This window comes from Mesorhizobium sp. M0761 (assembly GCF_040320205.1).
Classification (GTDB): domain Bacteria; phylum Pseudomonadota; class Alphaproteobacteria; order Rhizobiales; family Rhizobiaceae; genus Mesorhizobium.
Window position 1 is genome coordinate 36310 of the sequence record NZ_JAMYPF010000011.1, and the last position, 18454, is coordinate 54763.

The 18454-nt window shown below is 63.9% G+C and carries 16 protein-coding genes; 4 read left to right on the top strand and 12 right to left on the bottom strand.

Going from position 1 to position 18454, the window contains the following annotated elements:
• The first annotated feature begins 71 nt into the window (after nucleotides 1-71).
• Nucleotides 72-1019: a GlxA family transcriptional regulator gene (locus tag NKI32_RS18760; protein WP_027050697.1), complete on the top strand. Its 948-nt coding sequence runs from the start codon at nucleotides 72-74 to the stop codon at nucleotides 1017-1019.
• A gap of 62 nt (nucleotides 1020-1081) precedes the next feature.
• On the opposite strand, the gene NKI32_RS18765 is transcribed toward NKI32_RS18760, so the two are convergent.
• The 4 genes from NKI32_RS18765 to NKI32_RS18780 form a co-directional block, all read right to left on the bottom strand.
• The gene (locus NKI32_RS18765; protein WP_023815855.1) at nucleotides 1082-1861 is read right to left on the bottom strand and encodes an SDR family oxidoreductase; all 780 of its coding nucleotides are present in this window, start codon (nucleotides 1859-1861) and stop codon (nucleotides 1082-1084) included.
• 25 nt (nucleotides 1862-1886) lie between these two features.
• Nucleotides 1887-2837 carry an L-arabinose ABC transporter permease AraH gene (gene araH, locus NKI32_RS18770; RefSeq protein WP_023687901.1) on the bottom strand — a complete coding sequence of 317 codons (951 nt, stop codon included), beginning with the start codon at nucleotides 2835-2837 and terminating at the stop codon, nucleotides 1887-1889.
• Nucleotides 2838-2848: 11 nt separating this feature from the next.
• Entirely contained in the window at nucleotides 2849-4360 is a 1512-nt protein-coding gene (gene araG, locus NKI32_RS18775; RefSeq protein ID WP_353003147.1) for an L-arabinose ABC transporter ATP-binding protein AraG, read from the bottom strand.
• Between the two features lie 70 nt (nucleotides 4361-4430).
• On the bottom strand, nucleotides 4431-5420 hold the full coding sequence (locus tag NKI32_RS18780) for an arabinose ABC transporter substrate-binding protein (RefSeq protein WP_023668118.1): 990 nt from the start codon (nucleotides 5418-5420) through the stop codon (nucleotides 4431-4433).
• A 245-nt stretch (nucleotides 5421-5665) separates the two neighbouring features.
• Here NKI32_RS18780 and NKI32_RS18785 point away from each other — a divergent pair, with 245 nt between their 5' ends.
• Both NKI32_RS18785 and dgoD read left to right on the top strand, forming a co-directional pair.
• Entirely contained in the window at nucleotides 5666-6355 is a 690-nt protein-coding gene (locus tag NKI32_RS18785; RefSeq protein WP_245259915.1) for a FadR/GntR family transcriptional regulator, read from the top strand.
• Between the two features lie 7 nt (nucleotides 6356-6362).
• Entirely contained in the window at nucleotides 6363-7511 is a 1149-nt protein-coding gene (gene dgoD / locus NKI32_RS18790; protein ID WP_353003148.1) for a galactonate dehydratase, read from the top strand.
• Nucleotides 7512-7750: 239 nt separating this feature from the next.
• Here the strand turns inward: dgoD and NKI32_RS18795 are convergent, their stop codons facing one another.
• From NKI32_RS18795 to uxuA, 5 genes are all read right to left on the bottom strand, one after another.
• Entirely contained in the window at nucleotides 7751-9403 is a 1653-nt protein-coding gene (locus NKI32_RS18795) for an FAD-binding dehydrogenase (protein WP_353003149.1), read from the bottom strand.
• A 49-nt stretch (nucleotides 9404-9452) separates the two neighbouring features.
• Nucleotides 9453-11165 (bottom strand): aldehyde dehydrogenase family protein, encoded by a 1713-nt coding sequence (locus NKI32_RS18800; RefSeq protein WP_353003150.1) that lies wholly within the window; start codon nucleotides 11163-11165, stop codon nucleotides 9453-9455.
• 79 nt (nucleotides 11166-11244) lie between these two features.
• Nucleotides 11245-12417: an alanine racemase gene (locus NKI32_RS18805; RefSeq protein WP_353003151.1), complete on the bottom strand. Its 1173-nt coding sequence runs from the start codon at nucleotides 12415-12417 to the stop codon at nucleotides 11245-11247.
• Nucleotides 12414-13703 carry a D-arabinono-1,4-lactone oxidase gene (locus NKI32_RS18810; RefSeq protein ID WP_353003152.1) on the bottom strand — a complete coding sequence of 430 codons (1290 nt, stop codon included), beginning with the start codon at nucleotides 13701-13703 and terminating at the stop codon, nucleotides 12414-12416. Before NKI32_RS18810 ends, NKI32_RS18805 begins: the two co-directional genes overlap by 4 nt.
• Before the next feature lie 201 nt (nucleotides 13704-13904).
• Nucleotides 13905-15089, bottom strand: a complete 1185-nt coding sequence (gene uxuA, locus NKI32_RS18815) for a mannonate dehydratase (protein WP_353003153.1) — start codon at nucleotides 15087-15089, stop codon at nucleotides 13905-13907.
• A gap of 83 nt (nucleotides 15090-15172) precedes the next feature.
• On the opposite strand from uxuA, the gene NKI32_RS18820 reads away from it, so the two are divergent.
• Entirely contained in the window at nucleotides 15173-15958 is a 786-nt protein-coding gene (locus tag NKI32_RS18820) for an SDR family NAD(P)-dependent oxidoreductase (RefSeq protein ID WP_353003154.1), read from the top strand.
• Between the two features lie 49 nt (nucleotides 15959-16007).
• On the opposite strand, the gene NKI32_RS18825 is transcribed toward NKI32_RS18820, so the two are convergent.
• The 3 genes from NKI32_RS18825 to NKI32_RS18835 all read right to left on the bottom strand — a co-directional run bounded on the left by NKI32_RS18825 (nucleotide 16008) and on the right by NKI32_RS18835 (nucleotide 18442).
• A complete protein-coding gene (locus NKI32_RS18825; protein ID WP_353003155.1) occupies nucleotides 16008-16844 on the bottom strand; it encodes an amidohydrolase family protein in 837 nt (278 codons plus the stop codon).
• Between the two features lie 69 nt (nucleotides 16845-16913).
• Nucleotides 16914-18110: an MFS transporter gene (locus tag NKI32_RS18830; protein ID WP_353003156.1), complete on the bottom strand. Its 1197-nt coding sequence runs from the start codon at nucleotides 18108-18110 to the stop codon at nucleotides 16914-16916.
• A complete protein-coding gene (locus tag NKI32_RS18835) occupies nucleotides 18098-18442 on the bottom strand; it encodes an MFS transporter (protein WP_353003157.1) in 345 nt (114 codons plus the stop codon). The genes NKI32_RS18830 and NKI32_RS18835 overlap by 13 nt, the downstream gene beginning before the upstream one ends.
• Nucleotides 18443-18454 lie beyond the last annotated feature (12 nt).

Below are 18454 nucleotides of genomic sequence, written 5' to 3' on the forward strand. Positions count from 1 at the left end.
GACTTCGGGCAATCTAAGGCATCATGGCTTGGCACGATTGCCATTCACCCCTCGTTTCAGGCCAAAACCCGATGCGCCGTATCGAAGTGCTTGCCTATCCCGACATCCAGCTCCTCGACGTCAGCGGACCGCTCCAGGTCTTTGCCAGCGCCAACGACTTCAAGCGGCAGGCGGGCGAGCCGGCCCCCTACGAGGTCGTGGTCGTCGCCGCCTCGCCCCGGATAAGGACCTCGGCCGGTCTGGTGCTGGAGGCCACGGCGCTGCCAACCCACGGAGGTGAGATCGACACGCTGCTTGTCCCCGGCGGATGGGGCGTCAACGCGGCCTGCGACGATGCCCAGCTGGTCGAATGGATTGCCAGCCGCTCGCGCGATGCCACGCGAACCGCTTCCGTCTGCAGCGGCGCCATGCTGCTGGCGACGGCTGGCCTGCTCGACGGCCGCCGCGCGGTGACCCATTGGGGACGCTGCGCGGAGTTCGCCCGGCGCTTTCCCGCAGTCCGCCTCGAACCCGATCCGATCTTCATCCGCGACGGCAATGTCTGGACATCCGCCGGCGTAACGGCGGGGATCGATCTCGCCCTCTCCCTTGTCGAGGCCGACCTTGGCCGGCACACGGCGCTTGCCGTGGCGCGCGAATTGGTGGTCTTCCTGAAACGTCCCGGTGGCCAGGCGCAGTTCAGCCAAACCCTCAAGCTGCAGCAAGGCGACGGGCGCTTCGACCGGCTGCATGGCTGGATCCTCGAAAATCTGGCCGGCGACCTGTCGCTCACGCAGTTGGCCGACCACGCCAATATGAGCCCGCGCAGCTTCTCGCGGCGCTATCGCGAGGCCACGGGCCGGACACCCGCCCGCGCGATCGAGGAGATCCGGATCGAGGCGGCGCGACGGATGCTGGAGCGGGGCCAGCCCGTCAACCAGACGGCCCGCCGCTGCGGTTTCGGCTCGGAAGAAACCATGCGGCGCGGTTTTTTGCGCGTGCTGGGCACCAATCCGCGCGCCTATCGCGAGCGTTTCTGATCGCGACGGCTTGCGCCATTAAGCCGGCGGTCGACGCCGTAGAAATAGAGCCTCTCCAGCGTTCAGGCGGGATGCTGTAGCTGGCTGAGCCCGCCATCGACGACGAGGGTCGCCGCGTTCATGAACGGGCACTCCTCAGAAATCATGAACACAGCGGCCAGCGCGATCTCGCGCGCCGAGGCGATGCGGCCGCCGGGATGCAGCGCCAGCGTCCTGGCGCGCGCCGCAACCGAATCGGCAAAACTGTTCCAATAGTCGGTCGCCTTCTGCGTCTCGACATAACCGGGCGCCAGCGCGTTCACGCGCACGCCCTGCCCGGCATATTCCAGCGCCAGCGATTTGGTCAGCCCAAGCAGCGCGTGCTTGGCCACGGGATAAGGGAAGGTATGAGGGATGATGGTGAAGCTGTGCGTCGAGGCGATGTTGAGGATCGCGCCACCGCCATTTGCGATCATTCCTGGCAGCACCGCCTTGCTGCAATTCCAGGCGCCCTTGACGTTGACGTCGAAATTGCGATTCCACTCCTCCTCGGTCGCCTCGAGCGGCGTCGAGAACACATTCATCCCCGCATTGTTGATCAGCGCGTTGATCGGCCCGATCGCGTCGGTCGCCCGGCTGACGGCAGCGGCAATCGCGGCCCCGTCGCTGATGTCGGCTGCGGTATGTCCGACATGGCCCTGCGGTGCGGCAAGGCCGGCGACCGTTTTGTCCAGCAGCGCGCCGTCGCGATCGACCAGGAACAGTTTTGCCCCTTCGGCCAGGCAGGCCTCGGCGATGGCGAGCCCGATGCCTTGCGCGGCGCCGGTGAGGAAGATGCGTTTGCCGGACAGGCGCTCAGCCATGGCTGTCACTCCACTGGAAGACGGATCAGCGCCGGCCCAGTGCCGACGAACGCAGATTGTCGAGCAAAACGGCAAGCAGCAGGATCACGCCGCGCACAATGTATTGGTAGAAGGCTGGGATGTTGAGCAGGTTCATGGCGTTTTCGGCGATGCCCATGATCAGCACGCCGACGATGACGCCCGACATGGTGGCGCGGCCGCCGGCAAGCGAGACGCCGCCGAGCACGCAGGCCGAGATGACCGAGAGTTCAAGCCCCACCGCCGCATTGGGCTGGCCCGACGTGATGCGCGAGGCCAAAAGGATGCCGGCGATGCCGCAAACCACGCCTTGCAGCGCAAAGATCCAGATGCGCGTCCAGTCGACATTGACGCCGGCCAGGCGCGAAGCCTCCGGGTTACCGCCGATGGCCAGCGTGTTCTTGCCGAACACGGTACGATTGAGGACAAAACCGAAGATGCAGAACAGCACGGCCAGGACCCAGACCGGCGTCGGAATGCCGAACAGCTTCGACAGCGCCAGTTGGTAGAAATCCGGGCTGTTGATGCCGACGGCGCGGCCATCGGATGCGATCAGCGCAAGGCCGCGCACGATCTGCATGGTGGCAAGCGTCGTGATCAGCGCGTTGATGCGGAATTTGGCGATGACGACGCCATTGATGAAGCCGACGAAGGCGCCGCAGGCGATTGCCGCGAGAAGCCCGAGCAGGATCGAACCGGTATAGTTCGACGCCATTACCGCGACCATGCCGGCAAAGGCGACGATGGAGCCGACCGAGAGGTCGAAGTCACGCGCGGCAAGGCAGAACATCATCGTACAGGCGACAATGCCGACGGTGACCACCGACTGCAGCAGGCCGAGCATGTTGCGGTCGGTGAGGAAGTTCGGCACCAGCAGCGACACCAGCACGAAGGCGACGATGAAGATGACGACGAGGCCCTGTTCGCCGAGCAGGATCTTCTTCAACTGATCGGTCATGGTAAAGATCCTCAGGATGCGATCGCGTCGGGGGTTTTCTGATCGGGAAGAGCAGCGGCCAGGATCGCTTTTTCGGCGAACTGGTCGCGGGCGAGTTCGGCGCTGATGCGCCCGCCGCACATCACCAGGATGCGGTCGCAAATGCCCATCGCTTCCGGCAGTTCGGACGAGACGACGACGATCGCCATGCCGTCTTCGGCAAGCTGGTAGAGCAACTCGTAGATTTCCGCTTTGGCGCCAACATCGATACCGCGTGTCGGCTCGTCGACGATAAGCACGCGCACGCCCTGCTCCGACAGCCAGCGGCCGAGAATGACCTTCTGCTGGTTGCCACCGGAGAGGTTGATGATGTCCTGCTTGCGCGACGGCGTGCGCACCTTGAGCTTCTTGATGAAGGTCTCGGCGGTGGCGATCTCGCTGGCGCGGTTCAGGATCCCGAAGCGCGTGTGATGACGCCGCGACGAGATGTTGATGTTCTCCTCGATCGAGCGGCCCTGGATGATGCCGTCATGCTTGCGGTCTTCCGAGCACAAAACGATGCCGGCGCGGATCGCGTCATGGGGATCGGTGGCATGAACGACCTTGCCGTCGACGCTGATGGTGCCGCCTGAGCGCCGGTCGGCGCCGAAGACCAGCCGCATCAGTTCCGAGCGCCCCGCGCCGATCAGGCCGAAGAAGCCGACGATCTCGCCGGCCCTTGCCTCGAAGCTGGCAGGCGTCGTCAGTTTTACTCCGGAAACAGCGTCGACCTTCAGCCGGACATCGCCGGCCGGGCGTGGGCGAAACCCCCAGATATCGGAGATTTCGCGGCCGACCATTTCGGCGACGACCTGGTCGCGTGTGACGTTTTTCAGCGACGCATGGTGCGCCGCGAGCTTGCCGTCGCGCAGCACGGTCAGGCTGTCGCAGAGGCGGAACACTTCGTCCAGCCGGTGCGAGACATAGATGATGACCTTGCCCTCGCCGCGCAGGCGGTCGATCAGCGCAAACAGGATTTCGCTTTCGCGCGACGACAATGACGAGGTCGGCTCGTCCAGAGCGATGACGCGCGCGTCGAGCATGATCGCCTTGGCGATCTCGACCATCTGGCGCTCGCCGATCGACAGCGTCTTGACCTTGCGGCTGATATCGATGTCGATGCCGGCTGATTTCAGCTTGGCGCCAACACCGTCTAGCATCCTGGCACGGGCGATGATGCCGGCGTTGGCGGGGAAGCGGCCGAGGCTGAGGTTTTCGGCAACAGTGAGCTCAGGAACCAGCTGCAGTTCCTGGTGGATGACGATGACGCCATTGTCGAAGGCATCTCGCGTCGTTGCATAGGCTTGCATCTTGCCGTCGATGAGGATCTCGCCGTCATCGGCATGCTGGTCGCCGGACAGGATCTTGATCAGCGTGGATTTGCCGGCGCCGTTCTCGCCCATCAGGCCGTGCACGGCGCCCTTGTCGACGCCGAACGAGACGTCCGACAGCGCCTTGACGCCCGGATAGGTCTTGGTGATTTCCGAGAAGTCGAGAAAGGACATGGGGCGCCTATCCTTTTGCCATGCCAAACAGGCGGCGACTGTGAGCCGCCGCCTGTTTGTACAGGGAGGATTATTCGATGCCGAGACCCTTGCGGACCGTCTGGTAGTCGTCGCGCTTGGCCAGCGCACCGGCGGTCAGGATGAGCTTCTCGGGTTCCTTGTTGTTGGCGACCCAGTCATACATGTTGAGCGCAGTCTCGTAGCCGTGACGCTTCGGCGAGATGATCACCGTGCCGACGAAGCCGGTGGCGGTCGGCTTCTTGAACTCGTTGATCGCCGAATCCGCGCCGCCAATGCCGACGCCGATCACGTTTTCGGCCGGGATGCCGACGCTTTCGGAAGCGCGCACGGCGCCGAGCACGGCTTCGTCGTTGAGGCCGAAGGAGACCCACTTCTTGATGTCGGCATGGGCGTTGAGTACCACCGTCGCCGCATTGAGCGCAGCCTCGGTATCGGTCTTGGCCTGCGGCGCGTCAAAGATGTTTTCGGCCTTGAAGCCGTTGGCCTTCAGCACCGAAATGGCGCCTTCGACCCGGTCGACGGCGGTCGGCAACTGATCATAGGAGACGCGGATGGCGCCGACCTCGTCGGCCTTCCAGCCGCGCGCCTTCATTTCGTCGACGATCGCCTGGCCGACGGCCTCGCCGATCTTGGTCGCCGAAATGCCCATATGCGGCACGTCTTCCAGCGCCTTGCCGTCTGCGCCGACCAGACGGTCGTCAACGGTCATCAGCTTGAGATTGTTTGCGGCGGCCTTGGCGACGATGCCGGGGCCGAGTTTCACATCAGGTGTGCAGACGATGAAGCCTTGCGCGCCCTGCGCGCCGAGATTGTCGATCGCCGACATCAGCTTCTCACCGTCCTCGGCGCCGATCTTGACCAGGGTAAAACCCTTCTCCTTGGCGGCCTGGTCGGCGAACTTCCATTCGTCCTGGAACCACGGCTCCTCGGGCTGTTTGACGATAAAACCTATCTTGGTGTCCTGAGCATATGCTGCGATGGTCGTGACGGACAGCACGGCAAGGGCGCCCGCGACGAGCGCGGTCTTCAGAAGTCGCATGATTACCTCCCAGCGATGGCCGGGCGCTCAGCCCGGATGCAGAGTCTCTAATTCTTTTTATCATACTCGTCAATTGATCTGGTATGATAATTGAGCTACATGCTCTGACCAGGGATCGCTGGCGCAAATCATCCGCATCCGGTAAGGCCGGGGACGCGAGATCAGTGGTTTCGCCGCCTTGGAGGAGGGCTGAGGTGACCGAAACTTCGAAGAAGGCATCAGGCGACACCCGCCGCCCGCGCGTCATGCCCGATGTGACCAAGGCGCTTGCCTCAGACATCTTTTCCGGACGCTATCCCGCCGGCTCGTCCCTGCCGACCGAAAACGAACTCGGCGTCGAATATGGCGTCAGCCGCACCGTCATCCGCGAGGCGCTGAAGGTGCTGGCCGCCAAGGGGCTGGTGCTGTCGCGACCGCGCATCGGCACGGTTGTATGTGAACAGGACAACTGGAACATCATCGACCCGCAGGTGCTGGCCTGGCACGCGCCGCATGCGCTGGACGACAAATTGTTCGACGCCATCCTCGAAACGCGCCGCGCCATCGAACCTCTGGTAGCTGAACTGGCGGCGACTCGTGCGACGCTGCAGGAGATCGCCGATCTCGAAGCCGCCTGGCGCGGCATGGCCAATGCCGGCGAGGATCTCGCCGCCTTCTCGCGCTCGGACATCACCTTCCACCAGATCGTCTATGCCGCGAGCCACAACCCGATCTTCCGCCAGATCGGCAATCTGATCGACACCGGGCTGAAATTCTCGCTCGAAGCAACGGCGACCATTTCGCTCGCCCGGCGCATGGAAGCGGTGGCGGCGCACCGTGAGGTGGTCGAGGCGCTGCGCATGCGCGATGCCGCGGCGGCGCGTGCGGCGGCAGGCCGGATCCTCGACCTTGCGGCGCGCGACCTGGTCAGCGCCAAGAAACTCAAGAACAACTGAGACCAGCATGAAAATCATCTCGCTCACCACCTACATCGTCCCGCCGCGCTGGCTGTTCCTGAAGATCGAGACTGATGCCGGCGTTACCGGCTGGGGCGAGCCTGTGGTCGAAGGCCGTGCGCTGACGGTCGAGGCAGCGGTCAAGGAACTTGGCGATTATCTGATCGGCAAGGACCCGCGCCTGATCGAGGACCATTGGACGGTGATGCATCGCGGCGGCTTCTACCGCGGCGGGCCGATCCTGATGAGCGCCATTGCCGGCATCGACCAGGCGCTGTGGGACATCAAGGGCAAGGCGCTCGGCGTGCCTGTGCACGAACTGCTCGGCGGCAAGCTGCGCGACAGCATCAAGGTCTATTCCTGGATCGGCGGCGACCGGCCGGCGGAAGTGGCTGATGGCGCCAGGGAACTGGTGGCGCGCGGTTTTCAGGCGCTGAAGATGAATGGCACCGAGGAACTGCAGATCGTCGACAGCCATGACAGAATAGATGCGGCTGTCGAACGAGTCGCCATGGTGCGCGAGGCCGTTGGGTCCAACATTGGCATCGCCGTCGATTTCCACGGCCGCGTCCACCGGCCGATGGCGCGCATGCTGGTCAAGGAGTTGGAACCCTACCGGCTGATGTTCATCGAGGAGCCGGTGCTGAGCGAAAATCGCGAGGCGCTGAAGGAGATCGCCGCCCTCGGCTCGACGCCGATCGCACTCGGCGAGAGGCTCTACAGCCGCTGGGATTTCAAATCGGTGTTCGAACAAGGCGCCGTCGACATCATCCAGCCGGACCTGTCGCATGCCGGCGGCATCACCGAATGCCGCAAGATCGCAGCGATGGCCGAGGCCTATGACATTGCGGTGGCGCCCCACTGCCCGCTCGGCCCGATCGCGCTCGCCGCCTGCCTGCAGCTCGATGCCGTCAGCTACAACTGCTTCATCCAGGAACAGAGCCTCGGCATCCACTACAACGCCGCAAACGATTTGCTCGACTATGCCGCCAACAAGGACGTCTTCCGCTACGAGGATGGCTATGTCGCAATCCCCGATGGTCCCGGCCTCGGCGTCGAAATCGACGAGGACTACGTCAAGGAACGCGCCAAGGAAGGCCACCGCTGGCGCAACCCGGTCTGGCGTCACAAGGACGGCTCCTTCGCCGAGTGGTAGCTCGGCCGACCTTGCGGCCAGGCCTTCAGGACCTCGGGTTCGATTTCGCGGTGGCGCCAGCGTAACGCAGGCCTCTGATGGGCCGCAGCGCCGAGCACCAGCGCATGGGAACCGTCGGCGCCGGCAAGCCGCAACTCGCTGACCGCCTGGGTTGCCGCAAGCGATCGAAAGCAGTCGCTATCCATGGAACATGGCGGATGTCCTGTTCTCATCGACCTTTTCTTGGCCCGCCAGCCGCGTCACCTGCCCGCGGCGTGCCGGCCTGCGTTCCTGCCGGAGAAGATGCAGCTGCCGAGAAATGTCCCTTCCAGCGCATTGTAGCCGTGATAGCCGCCGCCACCGCCGCCGGCCACCTCGCCTGCCGCATAGAGCCCGGCAATGGGTTCGCCATTGCCGTCGAGAACCTGCGAATTGAGATTGGTGTGCAGGCCGCCAAGCGTTTTGCGCGTCAGGATGTTGAGGCGCACCGCGATCAGCGGCCCGTGCCTGGGATCGAGTATCTTGTGCGGCTTGGTCACCCGGAAGATCTTGTCGCCAACGTAGCTGCGGGCGCCGCGGACGGCTGTGACCTGCGCATCCTTGGTATAGGCATGGTCGACCTCGCGATCGCGCGCCACGATCTGCGCCTTGAGCCGGTCGTAGTCGAGCAGATTGTCGCCTGACAGCGCGTTCATGCCGGCGATCAAGTCGGCCAGGTTGTCGCGGACGACGAAGTCCTCGCCCTTTTCCAGGAACGCTGCCACCGATGGTGGTGCCTTGCCGCCGCGCCGGTTCTTCAGCACGGCCCGCCAATCCTTGGCCGTAAAGTCTAGGTTTTGCTCCGAACCCGACAGCACGAACTCCTTCGAAGCGATCGTCTTGCTCAGCACGAACCAGGAATAATCGTGTCCCGTCGACAGGATACGCTTCAAGGTGCCGAGCGAATCGAAGCTCGGGAAGAACGGCGCCTCCATGCGTTGTCCCAGAGCATCGAACCATAGCGGCGACGGCGCCGACAGGATGCGGATGCCGTGGTTCGGCCAGATCGGATTCCAGTTCTTGATCCCCTCGACATAGTGCCACATGCGGTCGGCGTTGATGACGGCCCCGCCGGCGTCCTGGGTGATCGCCACCATGCGGCCGTCGACATGGTGCGGCACGCCGGCAACCATACGCTTCGGCGCTGGCCCCAGCCGCCGGACCGGCCAGACCTTGCGAACCAACTCATGATTGCCGCCGATGCCGCCGGAGGTGACGATCACGACACCGGCCGAAAGGTCGAAATCGCCGACGGCCGTGCGGCTCGACTGCTTGCCGCGCTCGACATCGGATGCCTCCAGGATTTCGCCCGCGACGCCGGTGACCGCGCCGTTGGTCTTGATCAGCCGGCTGACCTGATGACGGAATTTCAAAGTGATCAGCCCTTTGGCGACGTGCTCGCGCACGCGCCTTTCGAACGGCGCGACCACGCCCGGCCCAGTGCCCCATGTCAGGTGGAAGCGCGGCACTGAATTGCCGTGGCCATTGGCCAGCGCGCCGCCGCGCTCGGCCCAGCCGACCACCGGCCACCAGCGCATGCCCATGGCGTAGAGCCACGGCCGCATCTCGCCGGCGGCGAAATCGACATAGGCTTCCGCCACTTTCCTTGGCCAATGGTCCTCGGGCCGGTCGAACTGGGCAGAACCCAGCCAATCCTGCCAGGCGAGGTCGCGGCTGTCCTTGATGCGCAGGCGGCGCTGTTCGGGCGTGTTGACCAAAAACAGGCCGCCGAGCGACCAGAATGCCTGGCCGCCGAGAAAACCGCCACCCTCTTGCTCGACGATGATCACGCGCTTTCCGGCATCGCCGAGTTCCGCGGCTGCGGCCAGGCCGGCCAGCCCGCCGCCAACGATGATTGCGTCCGCGTCAGCCATTGTCGTAGCTCCTGTGCCGGCTTTTGTTTTCGAGATCGGATGCTCGTTGCTAGCCGCGCAGCGCGTTCCAGATGATGCGCGGCAGCTTCAGGAGGCTCGGCTGGTAGTTGAACTCGGTGATCAGGCGGCCGACCATGTGTGCCCTTTTGTGGGTCAGGAACCAGGCCGGCTTCGGCATGATGCGGAACGGCGCTTCGAGCACGCTGCGTTCCGGTCTGTCGAACAAATAGGTGTTGTGGACGACGCCGATGCCGCTCTGCACGTCGTCGAGCGTGTGGCCAGGGAAAGCACCCCAGGTCGGGCGCAGCAGCGCGAACAGAACGCCGCTCCAGGAATTGATGCCGATGCCGCCATAGCGCAGTTCTGCAATGATTTCCTCGAAGCGCTGCCGGCCGATCTCGGCGATCGTCCTGGGATGGATGAGGATGTTGGCGGCAAGCGTGCCGTGCAGCTTTTCATTGGCGTAGGCGACAGCGGCGCGCAGATAGGATTCCGCATTGCCCGCCGGCAGCCGCATGACGCTGAGCGCCGGCGCGAACACCTCGGTATTTTCGAGATAGGTATCCGTGCCCGGCCGGAACGGCACCACCACGCAGGCCGGCCCGCCGGGCCGCTCGAATTTCTGTACGCTGTCGGCATGCGCCTCGAAGGCGGCGAGGCGCTCGGTCGCGCCGGGATAATAGGCCGGGCGCGACGGGGCTTTCTGCATCACCTTTTCGAGGGCCGCCAGAAGCGCGTCGGATTTGTCCCAGCCTTCGGGCAACACGAGCATTTGGCAGGCGATACAGTTGAAACCGGAATTGTTGAGCTTCTGTGTGGCGATCAGTTCGGCATGGTAGGCGATGTCAGCATTCGACCATGGGCCGGGCACCACGATGGTCGGCGCCACGCCGCCAAGCTCCGAGGTGATACGCCGGCTGTTGCGCGGCGTGCCCGCCGCCTTGTTCTTGCGGCCCTCCTCGCCAGGCCCCCAGACGATCGCGTCATGCGAAGCGGCGGCACCGGTGATGTGGATGTCGTCGACGAGATCGTGGTTGCACAGATACGCGCCGACATCGGCGCCGCCGCGCACGATGCGCAGCGCACCGAATTCGATCAGCGGCCGCAGCGCCGGCCGCAGGAAATCGATCAGATAGTCGTTGACCGGGTTCATCTTGAGCAGAACCACCTGGTGCTCGACCAAAAGCTTGTGCAGGCAGTCGAGCGGCGCGATCGAGGCGACATTGCCGGCGCCGAGCACGAGGCCGATCTTGCCCTTGCGGCTGGTGCGCGGCGCGTCATAGGCCGATGCGGTGTTTGCGGCCAGGTTCGCCTTGGTCACGCCGGGCTGCATCCAGATCTCGGCCTTCAGCCCGGTGAACAACACCTTGTCCCAGAGCGAATTCGGAACCACCGTCACCGCCACCTGTCCGCTGGGCAAGGTGCGGACCGGCAGTCTGTCGAGGAACTTCTTGCCCTCCATCAGGCTCAGCGTGTGGATGAACTGGTTGCAGCCATCCATCAGCGCCGCCGGGCCAGCCAGCCATTCCTCACCTTCCAGCGGCGAGCCGGTCGGGATGCCCTTCTTGCGCGTCGCGGTTTTGACCCACGCCTCGGCGACCTCGCGGATGTGATCCTTGACCTGCCGCAGCAAGGCGATCCGCTCGCCATTCGAGGTCTGCGCCCAGTCGTCCTTCCTGGCGTCGAGATCGGTGAGCGCGAGGTCGAGTTCGGCTGCCCATTCAGGCTGCACGGGCTGGGTTTTGACTGCCTTGGCAACCATCCTATCCTCCTCCACTTCGATCTCTTTGTTTGACGCAATTCCTGTGGGAAAACCGCTTCACACTTTTCCTGGAATTGCTCTACGAAAACGGCAGTGCGGCCCATTGCTCGACGAATTTCCCGCCGGAATAGACCTGGATCGAACCGAACTGCTGTAGCACGAATTCGCTCTGCGTCGGACGCAGGAAGGCGTAGTCGTCAGGCCCGACATTGACGTTGTCGGGCAGCGCCATGAATTGCTGATTGGTCGAAAAGCCGAACGTCTTGTCGGTCTTCATCCCCACGGGATGGACGGGCTTCGCCATCCATTTTCCGCCATAGAGAAAACAGCCGCGCCGCGGCAACAGCCCGAGCTTCTGCAGCAGCCAGGAGCGCTGGTCGAGGCCCGGCGCCTGGACATCGACCACTTTCAGGATCGGCGTCGCGATGAATGCGGCAGGCCACAATTGGCTGAGGCTCGGCACATCGAAATCGGTCGGCAGCATAAAAGCCGATCCGATGGACAATTCATTGGCGCCGACCCAGCTGTCATAGAGCAATGCGGTGCTGCTGCCGCCAAGATTGAGGATCTTGCGCTGGTCGGCGGCAAGGCAAGCGACATACTGGCGAAACAGGCTGATCGCCTTGACGCGCGCCTTGGCCGGTCCTCCCAGCAGTTTGGGGATATGGCCGATATGCGCCTCGTAGGCCATGACGCCTTCGCATTTCAGCCGCGGGTAATTCGCCAACGCGGAAACTGCCCGGGCCAGTGAGTCGGGATCGCTGATACCGCCGCGATGAAGGCCGACATCGACCTCGAAGCAGACGCGCAGCTCGCGGTCGAGCTCGGCGGCAAGCGAGCCATAGGCGGCCAGCCGCTCCTCGGTATCGATCAGCCAGACGATGCGCGACGTAGCTTCGCCGAGCCCGGCGAGTACGCCATTGGTCAGCGCGTGCCTGGCGCCGGCAACCGGCATCGGCTTGCCCAACAGGAGATCGACTTGGGGAAACATTTTCAGCATCTCGGCGCTGATCGGCAGATGAAAGGTCATCAGCCTGTCGGTCGCAAACGCCGCGCGGATATAGTCGATCAGCGGCAGGCATGGCAGCGACTTGTCGACGAGGCGCAGATCGAGGCCCGTGGCGAACTTCGCCTTGATCGCAGCGATGTTGTGATCGAGCCGGTCGAGATCGAGCACCAGGCAAGGCTGAAAGATCCCGGCTGCCCTGAGCGCGCCCGACATTTCCGCGAAATAGGTGTCGGTCAGGCTCATGCCGCGACGCCGAGCAGCCTGGCAATATAGGGCGACACGAAGCGGTTGTCCGGGTCCATCTCGCGGCGGACCGCCATCGCATCGTTCCAGCGCGGATAGAGCGCGCTCAATTCCCTTGATGTCAGGCTGTGCATCTTGCCCCAATGCGGGCGGCCGCCGCGCTTCCTGAAGATCGGCTCGGCGGCGTTGAAGAACGCCATCGGATCGCGCTCGACGCCGTGATGGATGGCGATGGAACAGGTTGGGCGCTTGTAGAAGGGGCTGAGCCAGACATTGTCGGGCGCGACGACGCGCACCTCCATCGGAAAATAGACCTCTGGAAACCGCGTCTCGAGCAGCGCAATGATTTCGCTGAGTGCGGCCGCCCCTTCCTCGAACGGCAGGTGGTATTCCATCTCGTTGAACTTGACGTTGCGCTCGGAGGTGAAGACCTTCAGCCACTCCTCGACATAATCCTCGGCCGGCACCTTGGCGAAGGCCGAGCCGATGAGACGGCGGCGCAGCCAAGGGAGCCAGCTGAGATAGTCGCGCAGTTTTCTCAGCGTCGTCACCGCATCGTCGTCTTCCGTCGGCGGACGCACCGTCGCCGGCGCCTCGGTGATGTCGCTGGCAATCAGCAGCGCCTGGCCGGAAAACGGCACATAGTAGAACTCGGCCGAACGATGCGCCGTCATGGTGCTTTCGAATTGCGCAAGCACATCGGCGATCGGCGCCGTCCAGCGGCGGTGCCGCATCCGGTAACTCGCCACGTTGCGGATCGTCACTTCGGTGACGGCGCCGAAAGCGCCGAGCGAAGCGCCCATGGCTTCGATCATGTCGGGGCTCTTGGCACGGTCGAACTCTTTCACGGCGCCACGCCCGTCGACGATCTGCATCGCCTCGAGCTGGGTATGGTAAGCGCCGAGCGTGATGCCCGAGCCGTGGGTGGCGGTGCCCAGCGCCCCGCCGAACGCCTGCTTGTCGATGTCGCCCATGTTCGGCAGCGCCTGGCCGACGCCGTGCAACAGCTTTGCCAGCGCGCCGATCTTGGTGCCGGCGCCGACCCGCGCCGTCAGTTTTTCGGGATCGTGCGACCTCAGGCCCTCGAAGCGGTCGAGCGACAGGATGGTGCCGTCATTCTTGACCAGCGGCGTAAAGGAATGGCCCGTGCCGGCAAATCGAACTGGTCCCGGCGAGTTGCGAATGGCACCACTCAGCTCATCGAGACTCTGCGGTTCGGCAAAAGCCTGCGGCGTGGCCGTGACATAGCCCGACCAATTGCTCCACTGGCTGATAGCCTCTCCCACGATGCCTCCCTGGGGCGCCGGCTTTGCCGGTCTTTCTCCTAGCGCTAGATAATATGATACATAGTCAGCTTTTCCGGATATGATACATTGTCAGCTTTCTGTCAACCTGGCAATCGGAGGTGTCTTGCGTCCGCGCCGGCCGCATTATCTACAGCGACGCACGCTGAGCCGGCGTCGGCATTGAACGCAGTCGTTGCCCCTTCAAGCCAGCCCAAACGTTTCCACGGCCCGCATGATGCCGCGCAATTCGGCCAAGCCCTTCAGGCGGCCGATCAGCGAGTAGCCGGGATTGATCCTTGTCTTGCCGATATCGTCGGCGAGCAGGTGGCCATGGTCCGGCCGCATCGGGATTTGCCAGTCGGCGCGGCCCTCCTTGCGGCGGCGCGCCTCCTCCTGCATCAGCGCCAGGATGACATGCGCCATGTCGGTGCCGCCTTCGAGATGCTCGGCCTCGTAGAACGAGCCGTCATCCTCGATGGTGATGTTGCGCAAATGGGCGAAGTGGATGCGGTCGGCGAATTCCTTGACCATGGCGACGATGTCGTTGTCGGCGCGCGTGCCGTAGGACCCGGTGCAGAACGTCAGCCCATTGGCCTGGCTGTCGACGGCATTGAGAATGAAACGCGCATCCTCGGCGGTCGAAACGACGCGCGGCAGGCCGTAGAGCGAAAACGGCGGATCGTCGGGGTGGATACACATGCGCACCCCCTCCTCTTCCGCCACCGGAATGATCTCGCGCAGGAACCACGCGAGGTTGCCGCGCAACTCCTTCGGCCCGATTCCGTCATAGTCCGCAAGCGCCTGGCGAAAACTGTCGCGGTCATACTTGCGCTCTGTAGCCGGCAGGCCGGCAATCAGATTGCGCTCGATCTGGTCCATCTTCTCTGGCGACAATTCCTTCAGCCGCGCTTCCGCTTGCGCAATACGCGCCGGCGTATAGCTGTCAGCACCGTTCTTGCGCTTCAGCACGAACAGATCGTAGGCGGCGAAATCAACGGCATCAAAACGCAGGGCGTAGCCTGTCGTCGGGAGACGGTAGGCTAGATCGGTGCGGGTCCAGTCCACCACCGGCATGAAATTGTAGCAGATCGTGGCGATGCCGGCCTTGGCCAGCGCGCGGATCGAATCGCGGTAATAGCCGGCATAGCGCTCGCGTTCCTGCGCGCCGATCTTGAAGGAATTGTGGACCGGAATGCTCTCGACGACCGACCAGGTCAGTCCTGCTTCCTGGATAATGCGCTTGCGCTCCAGCACTTCGGCCTCAGGCCACGCCCGGCCGTCATAGATATGGTGGAGCGCCGAGACCACGCCGGTGGCGCCCGCCTGCTTGACATGATCGAGCGTCACCGGATCATCGGGCCCATACCAGCGCCAGCATTGTTCCATTTTCGGCTTTCCTTCTGCGAGAGGTTGGCAACTTATTGTTGGACCCCGATGGGAGTCGATAGAAAATGGAGGAGTTTTTAGAAATGATGGATTTCGACGGCAAGGTCGCCCTGGTGACCGGGACGACCGGAATCGGCCTGGCAACCGCCACACGCCTTGCAGCCAGTGGCGCCGCAATCATCGCCTGCGGCATCGACCGCGCCGCCAACGCGTCATTGAAAGCGCAACTGGAAAGCACTGGAGCAGCAGCGCTGGTCATCGACACCGACGTCGCCGTTTCCGATCAGGTGCGCGACGCGGTCGCGGCTGGCGTCGCGAAGTTCGGCGGCCTGGATGTCATCGTCAATTCAGCCGCCGTCCATCCCTATGGCACGGCGACGACCACCGACTGGGAAACCTGGAACCGAACGATGACGGTCAATGTCGGCTCGATCTACCTGACCGCGCATTTCGGCATCCCCGAAATGATCAAGCGCGGCGGCGGCGCCATCGTCAATGTCGCCTCGGTGCAGGGCTTTGCCTGCCAGCAGAACGTTGCCGCCTATGCCACGACCAAAGGGGCCATCCACACGCTGACGCGCTCGCTGGCGCTCGACTACGCGGCATCAGGCATCCGCGTCAATTCGGTCAGCCCGGGCTCGATCCGCACGCCGATCCTGGAGAAGGCTGCGCGCGGTGACGGCGGCAGCGATGCCGATGTCGAAGAGGCCTACAAGCGCTTCGGCGCGGCGCATCCGCTCGGCCGTATCGGCGAACCGGAGGAAGTGGCGGAACTCATCGCCTTCCTGTGCTCGTCGAAGGCCGGCTTCTGCACCGGCGCGGACTACAGGATCGATGGCGGCCTGACGGCAGGTATTGGCGTGAAGTAGCGCTATGATGGCGTTCTGCGCGCTTGCAGGCAATCGGTGTCCGACCGCGCTACAGCTTCCACATCCGCTTGGCATTGCCCGACAGCAATTTCGTCCTCTCCTCAGGGCTGGCGCCCGCGATCAGCGCGTGTGTCGCCGCCACCCAGGTGGCAAGGCCACCGCCAAGCGTGCACACCGGCCAGTCGCTGCCCCACACGACGCGGTCCCAGCCGAAAATGCCGATCGTGTGCTCGACATAGGGGCGCAAGGTCTCGACGGTCCATGAGCCGGCATCGGCAAAGGCGACGACACCGGAGATCTTGCCGATAACATTGGGACGCCGCGCGATCTCGGTCATATGCTCGCGCCACGGATGTTCCGCACTGGCCTTGATGTCGGGCACGCCGCAATGGTCGAGCACGAACTGCACATCCGGCGCCAGATCGGCGAGCGCAACCGCCCTTGGAATCTGATGCGGCAGGACGACGAGGTCGAAGGTCAGGCCGGTGCCGGCAAGCCGCTTGATGTTTTCGCGAAACAGCGCGCTGTCCGAAAGCTCGTCCGGCATGACATGCAGCACGCGGCGGAACCCCTTGACGAAAGGGTCGGCTTGCTGGCGCCCGAGATAGGCGGCGAAGCCGGCCTCCTCCGGGCGGCAGGAGGCGATCGCCCCGCGCAACAGACTGCCCTTCTCCAGCGACTGCGCCTTCACATGGCTGGTCTCGGCCTGGATGTCGGCTTCATCGACGTCGACCTCCATATGCAGCGCGGCCTCGATACCGGCGCGGCGGGCCTGGATCGCATATTCTGCGTGCGGGAAATCGCGGTTGAGCGCCGGCTCGCGGCTGAGCCAGGGATAGCGCAGCGCCGACAGGTCGATCAGGTGCAGATGAGTGTCGATGATCATGGCTGTCCTCCTCGGTGATTTCAGATCATCGCCAAATGCCTAAACCCAGCGCATGACACAAGCTTTGGCTCAGGCCCGCTTCGGGATCTCTTTGTCCTCGAGCAGCAGCGTCAGCCCCATGGCGACGAAATAGAGCGCCGCCACCCAGATGAACATCACGTTGAAGCCACTGGAGTAGTGGTCGAGCACCACCTCACGGATCGCGTCCGGCAGGCTCGATGCGAGGTGCGGGGTCAATCCATTCAGGCCCTGCGGCAGCAATACGGCGGCCTCAGTGGGAAGCTCTGACGTCTGCCGGTTCAGCGCCCAGATCATCACCGCGCCGTTCAGCGCCAGACCCAGCGATGCACCGAGCGTCCGCGCCTGGGTGATCAGCGAGGTCACCGCGCCGATATCCTGCAGCGGTGCCGCCGCCTGGATCGCCACGATCAGCACCTGGAACTGCAGGCCCATGCTGATGCCGAACACAGCCATCATCGTTGCCAGCACCCAGATCGGCGTGTGCTGGTTGGTGAGGACAAAGCCCAGCATCAGAAACCCGCCGATACCCATGGCGACCACCGGCATCCATTTGTAGCGTCCGGTTGCGGCAATTACCCGCCCGGCGACGATCGAGATGACCATCGATGTCAGCGACGCCGGCAGGAACAGGAAGCCGACTTCGGCCGGGCTGAGACCCGTCAGCGTCTGCATGTAGAGGGCGAAATAGAAGAACATGCCCAGCGTCACCGTTCCGGCGACCAGCGACACGCCCGAGACGATGCTGACCGTCGAATTGCCGAACAGCCGCAACGGCACGATCGGCTCTTCGGCCCGGCGCTCCACCATGATGAACAAGGTGATGGCGACCAGCGCGAGGAGTGGCAATACGAAGGTGAGCAGGTCCGGCCCGCTGGGGTCGAGCACATGATAGCCCCAATAGACGATCGCCGTCGTGCCGGTGGCGAGCAGCACGCCGCCGAGATAGTCGATGCGGTGCCGCTTTTCGTTGAACCGGCTGCGCATGGCGAAGGCCAGCACCGCCAGCACGATGATCCCTATCGGCAAATTGACCAGGAACACCCAACGCCAGCCGAACAGGCTGGTGATGTAGCCGCCGGCCAGCGGGCCGAGCACCGACGACAGCGCGAACACCGCCGAACTGTAGCCCTGATATTTGGCGCGGTCGCGCGGCGAAAACAGTTCGCCGATCATGGCGAAGGCCGAAACCATCAACCCACCCCCGCCGATACCCTGCAGCACGCGCGCGGCGATCAAGCTCTCCATCGACCATGCCATGCCGCAGACAGCGAGCCCAGCAGGAACAGTCCGATCGCCGTCAGCACGACATTCTTGCGGCCATACATGTCGCCAAGCTTGCCGTAGAATGGCGAGACCGCGGCGGTCGAGAGCAGGTAGGCGGCACCGACCCAGCCGAACAGATGCAGATTGCCGAGTTCGCCCGCGATCGTGGGCAAGGCGGTGACGACGATCTGCATGTCGATGGTGGCCATGAACATGGCGATCAGCGCGCCGAAATAGACGATCAAGGTCGTAAGGTCGGGCCTGACTTGGGCCTCCACGGGCGCTGTGTCCGGCAGCGTCTGCTCGACAGTCATCGGTGTCTCCGT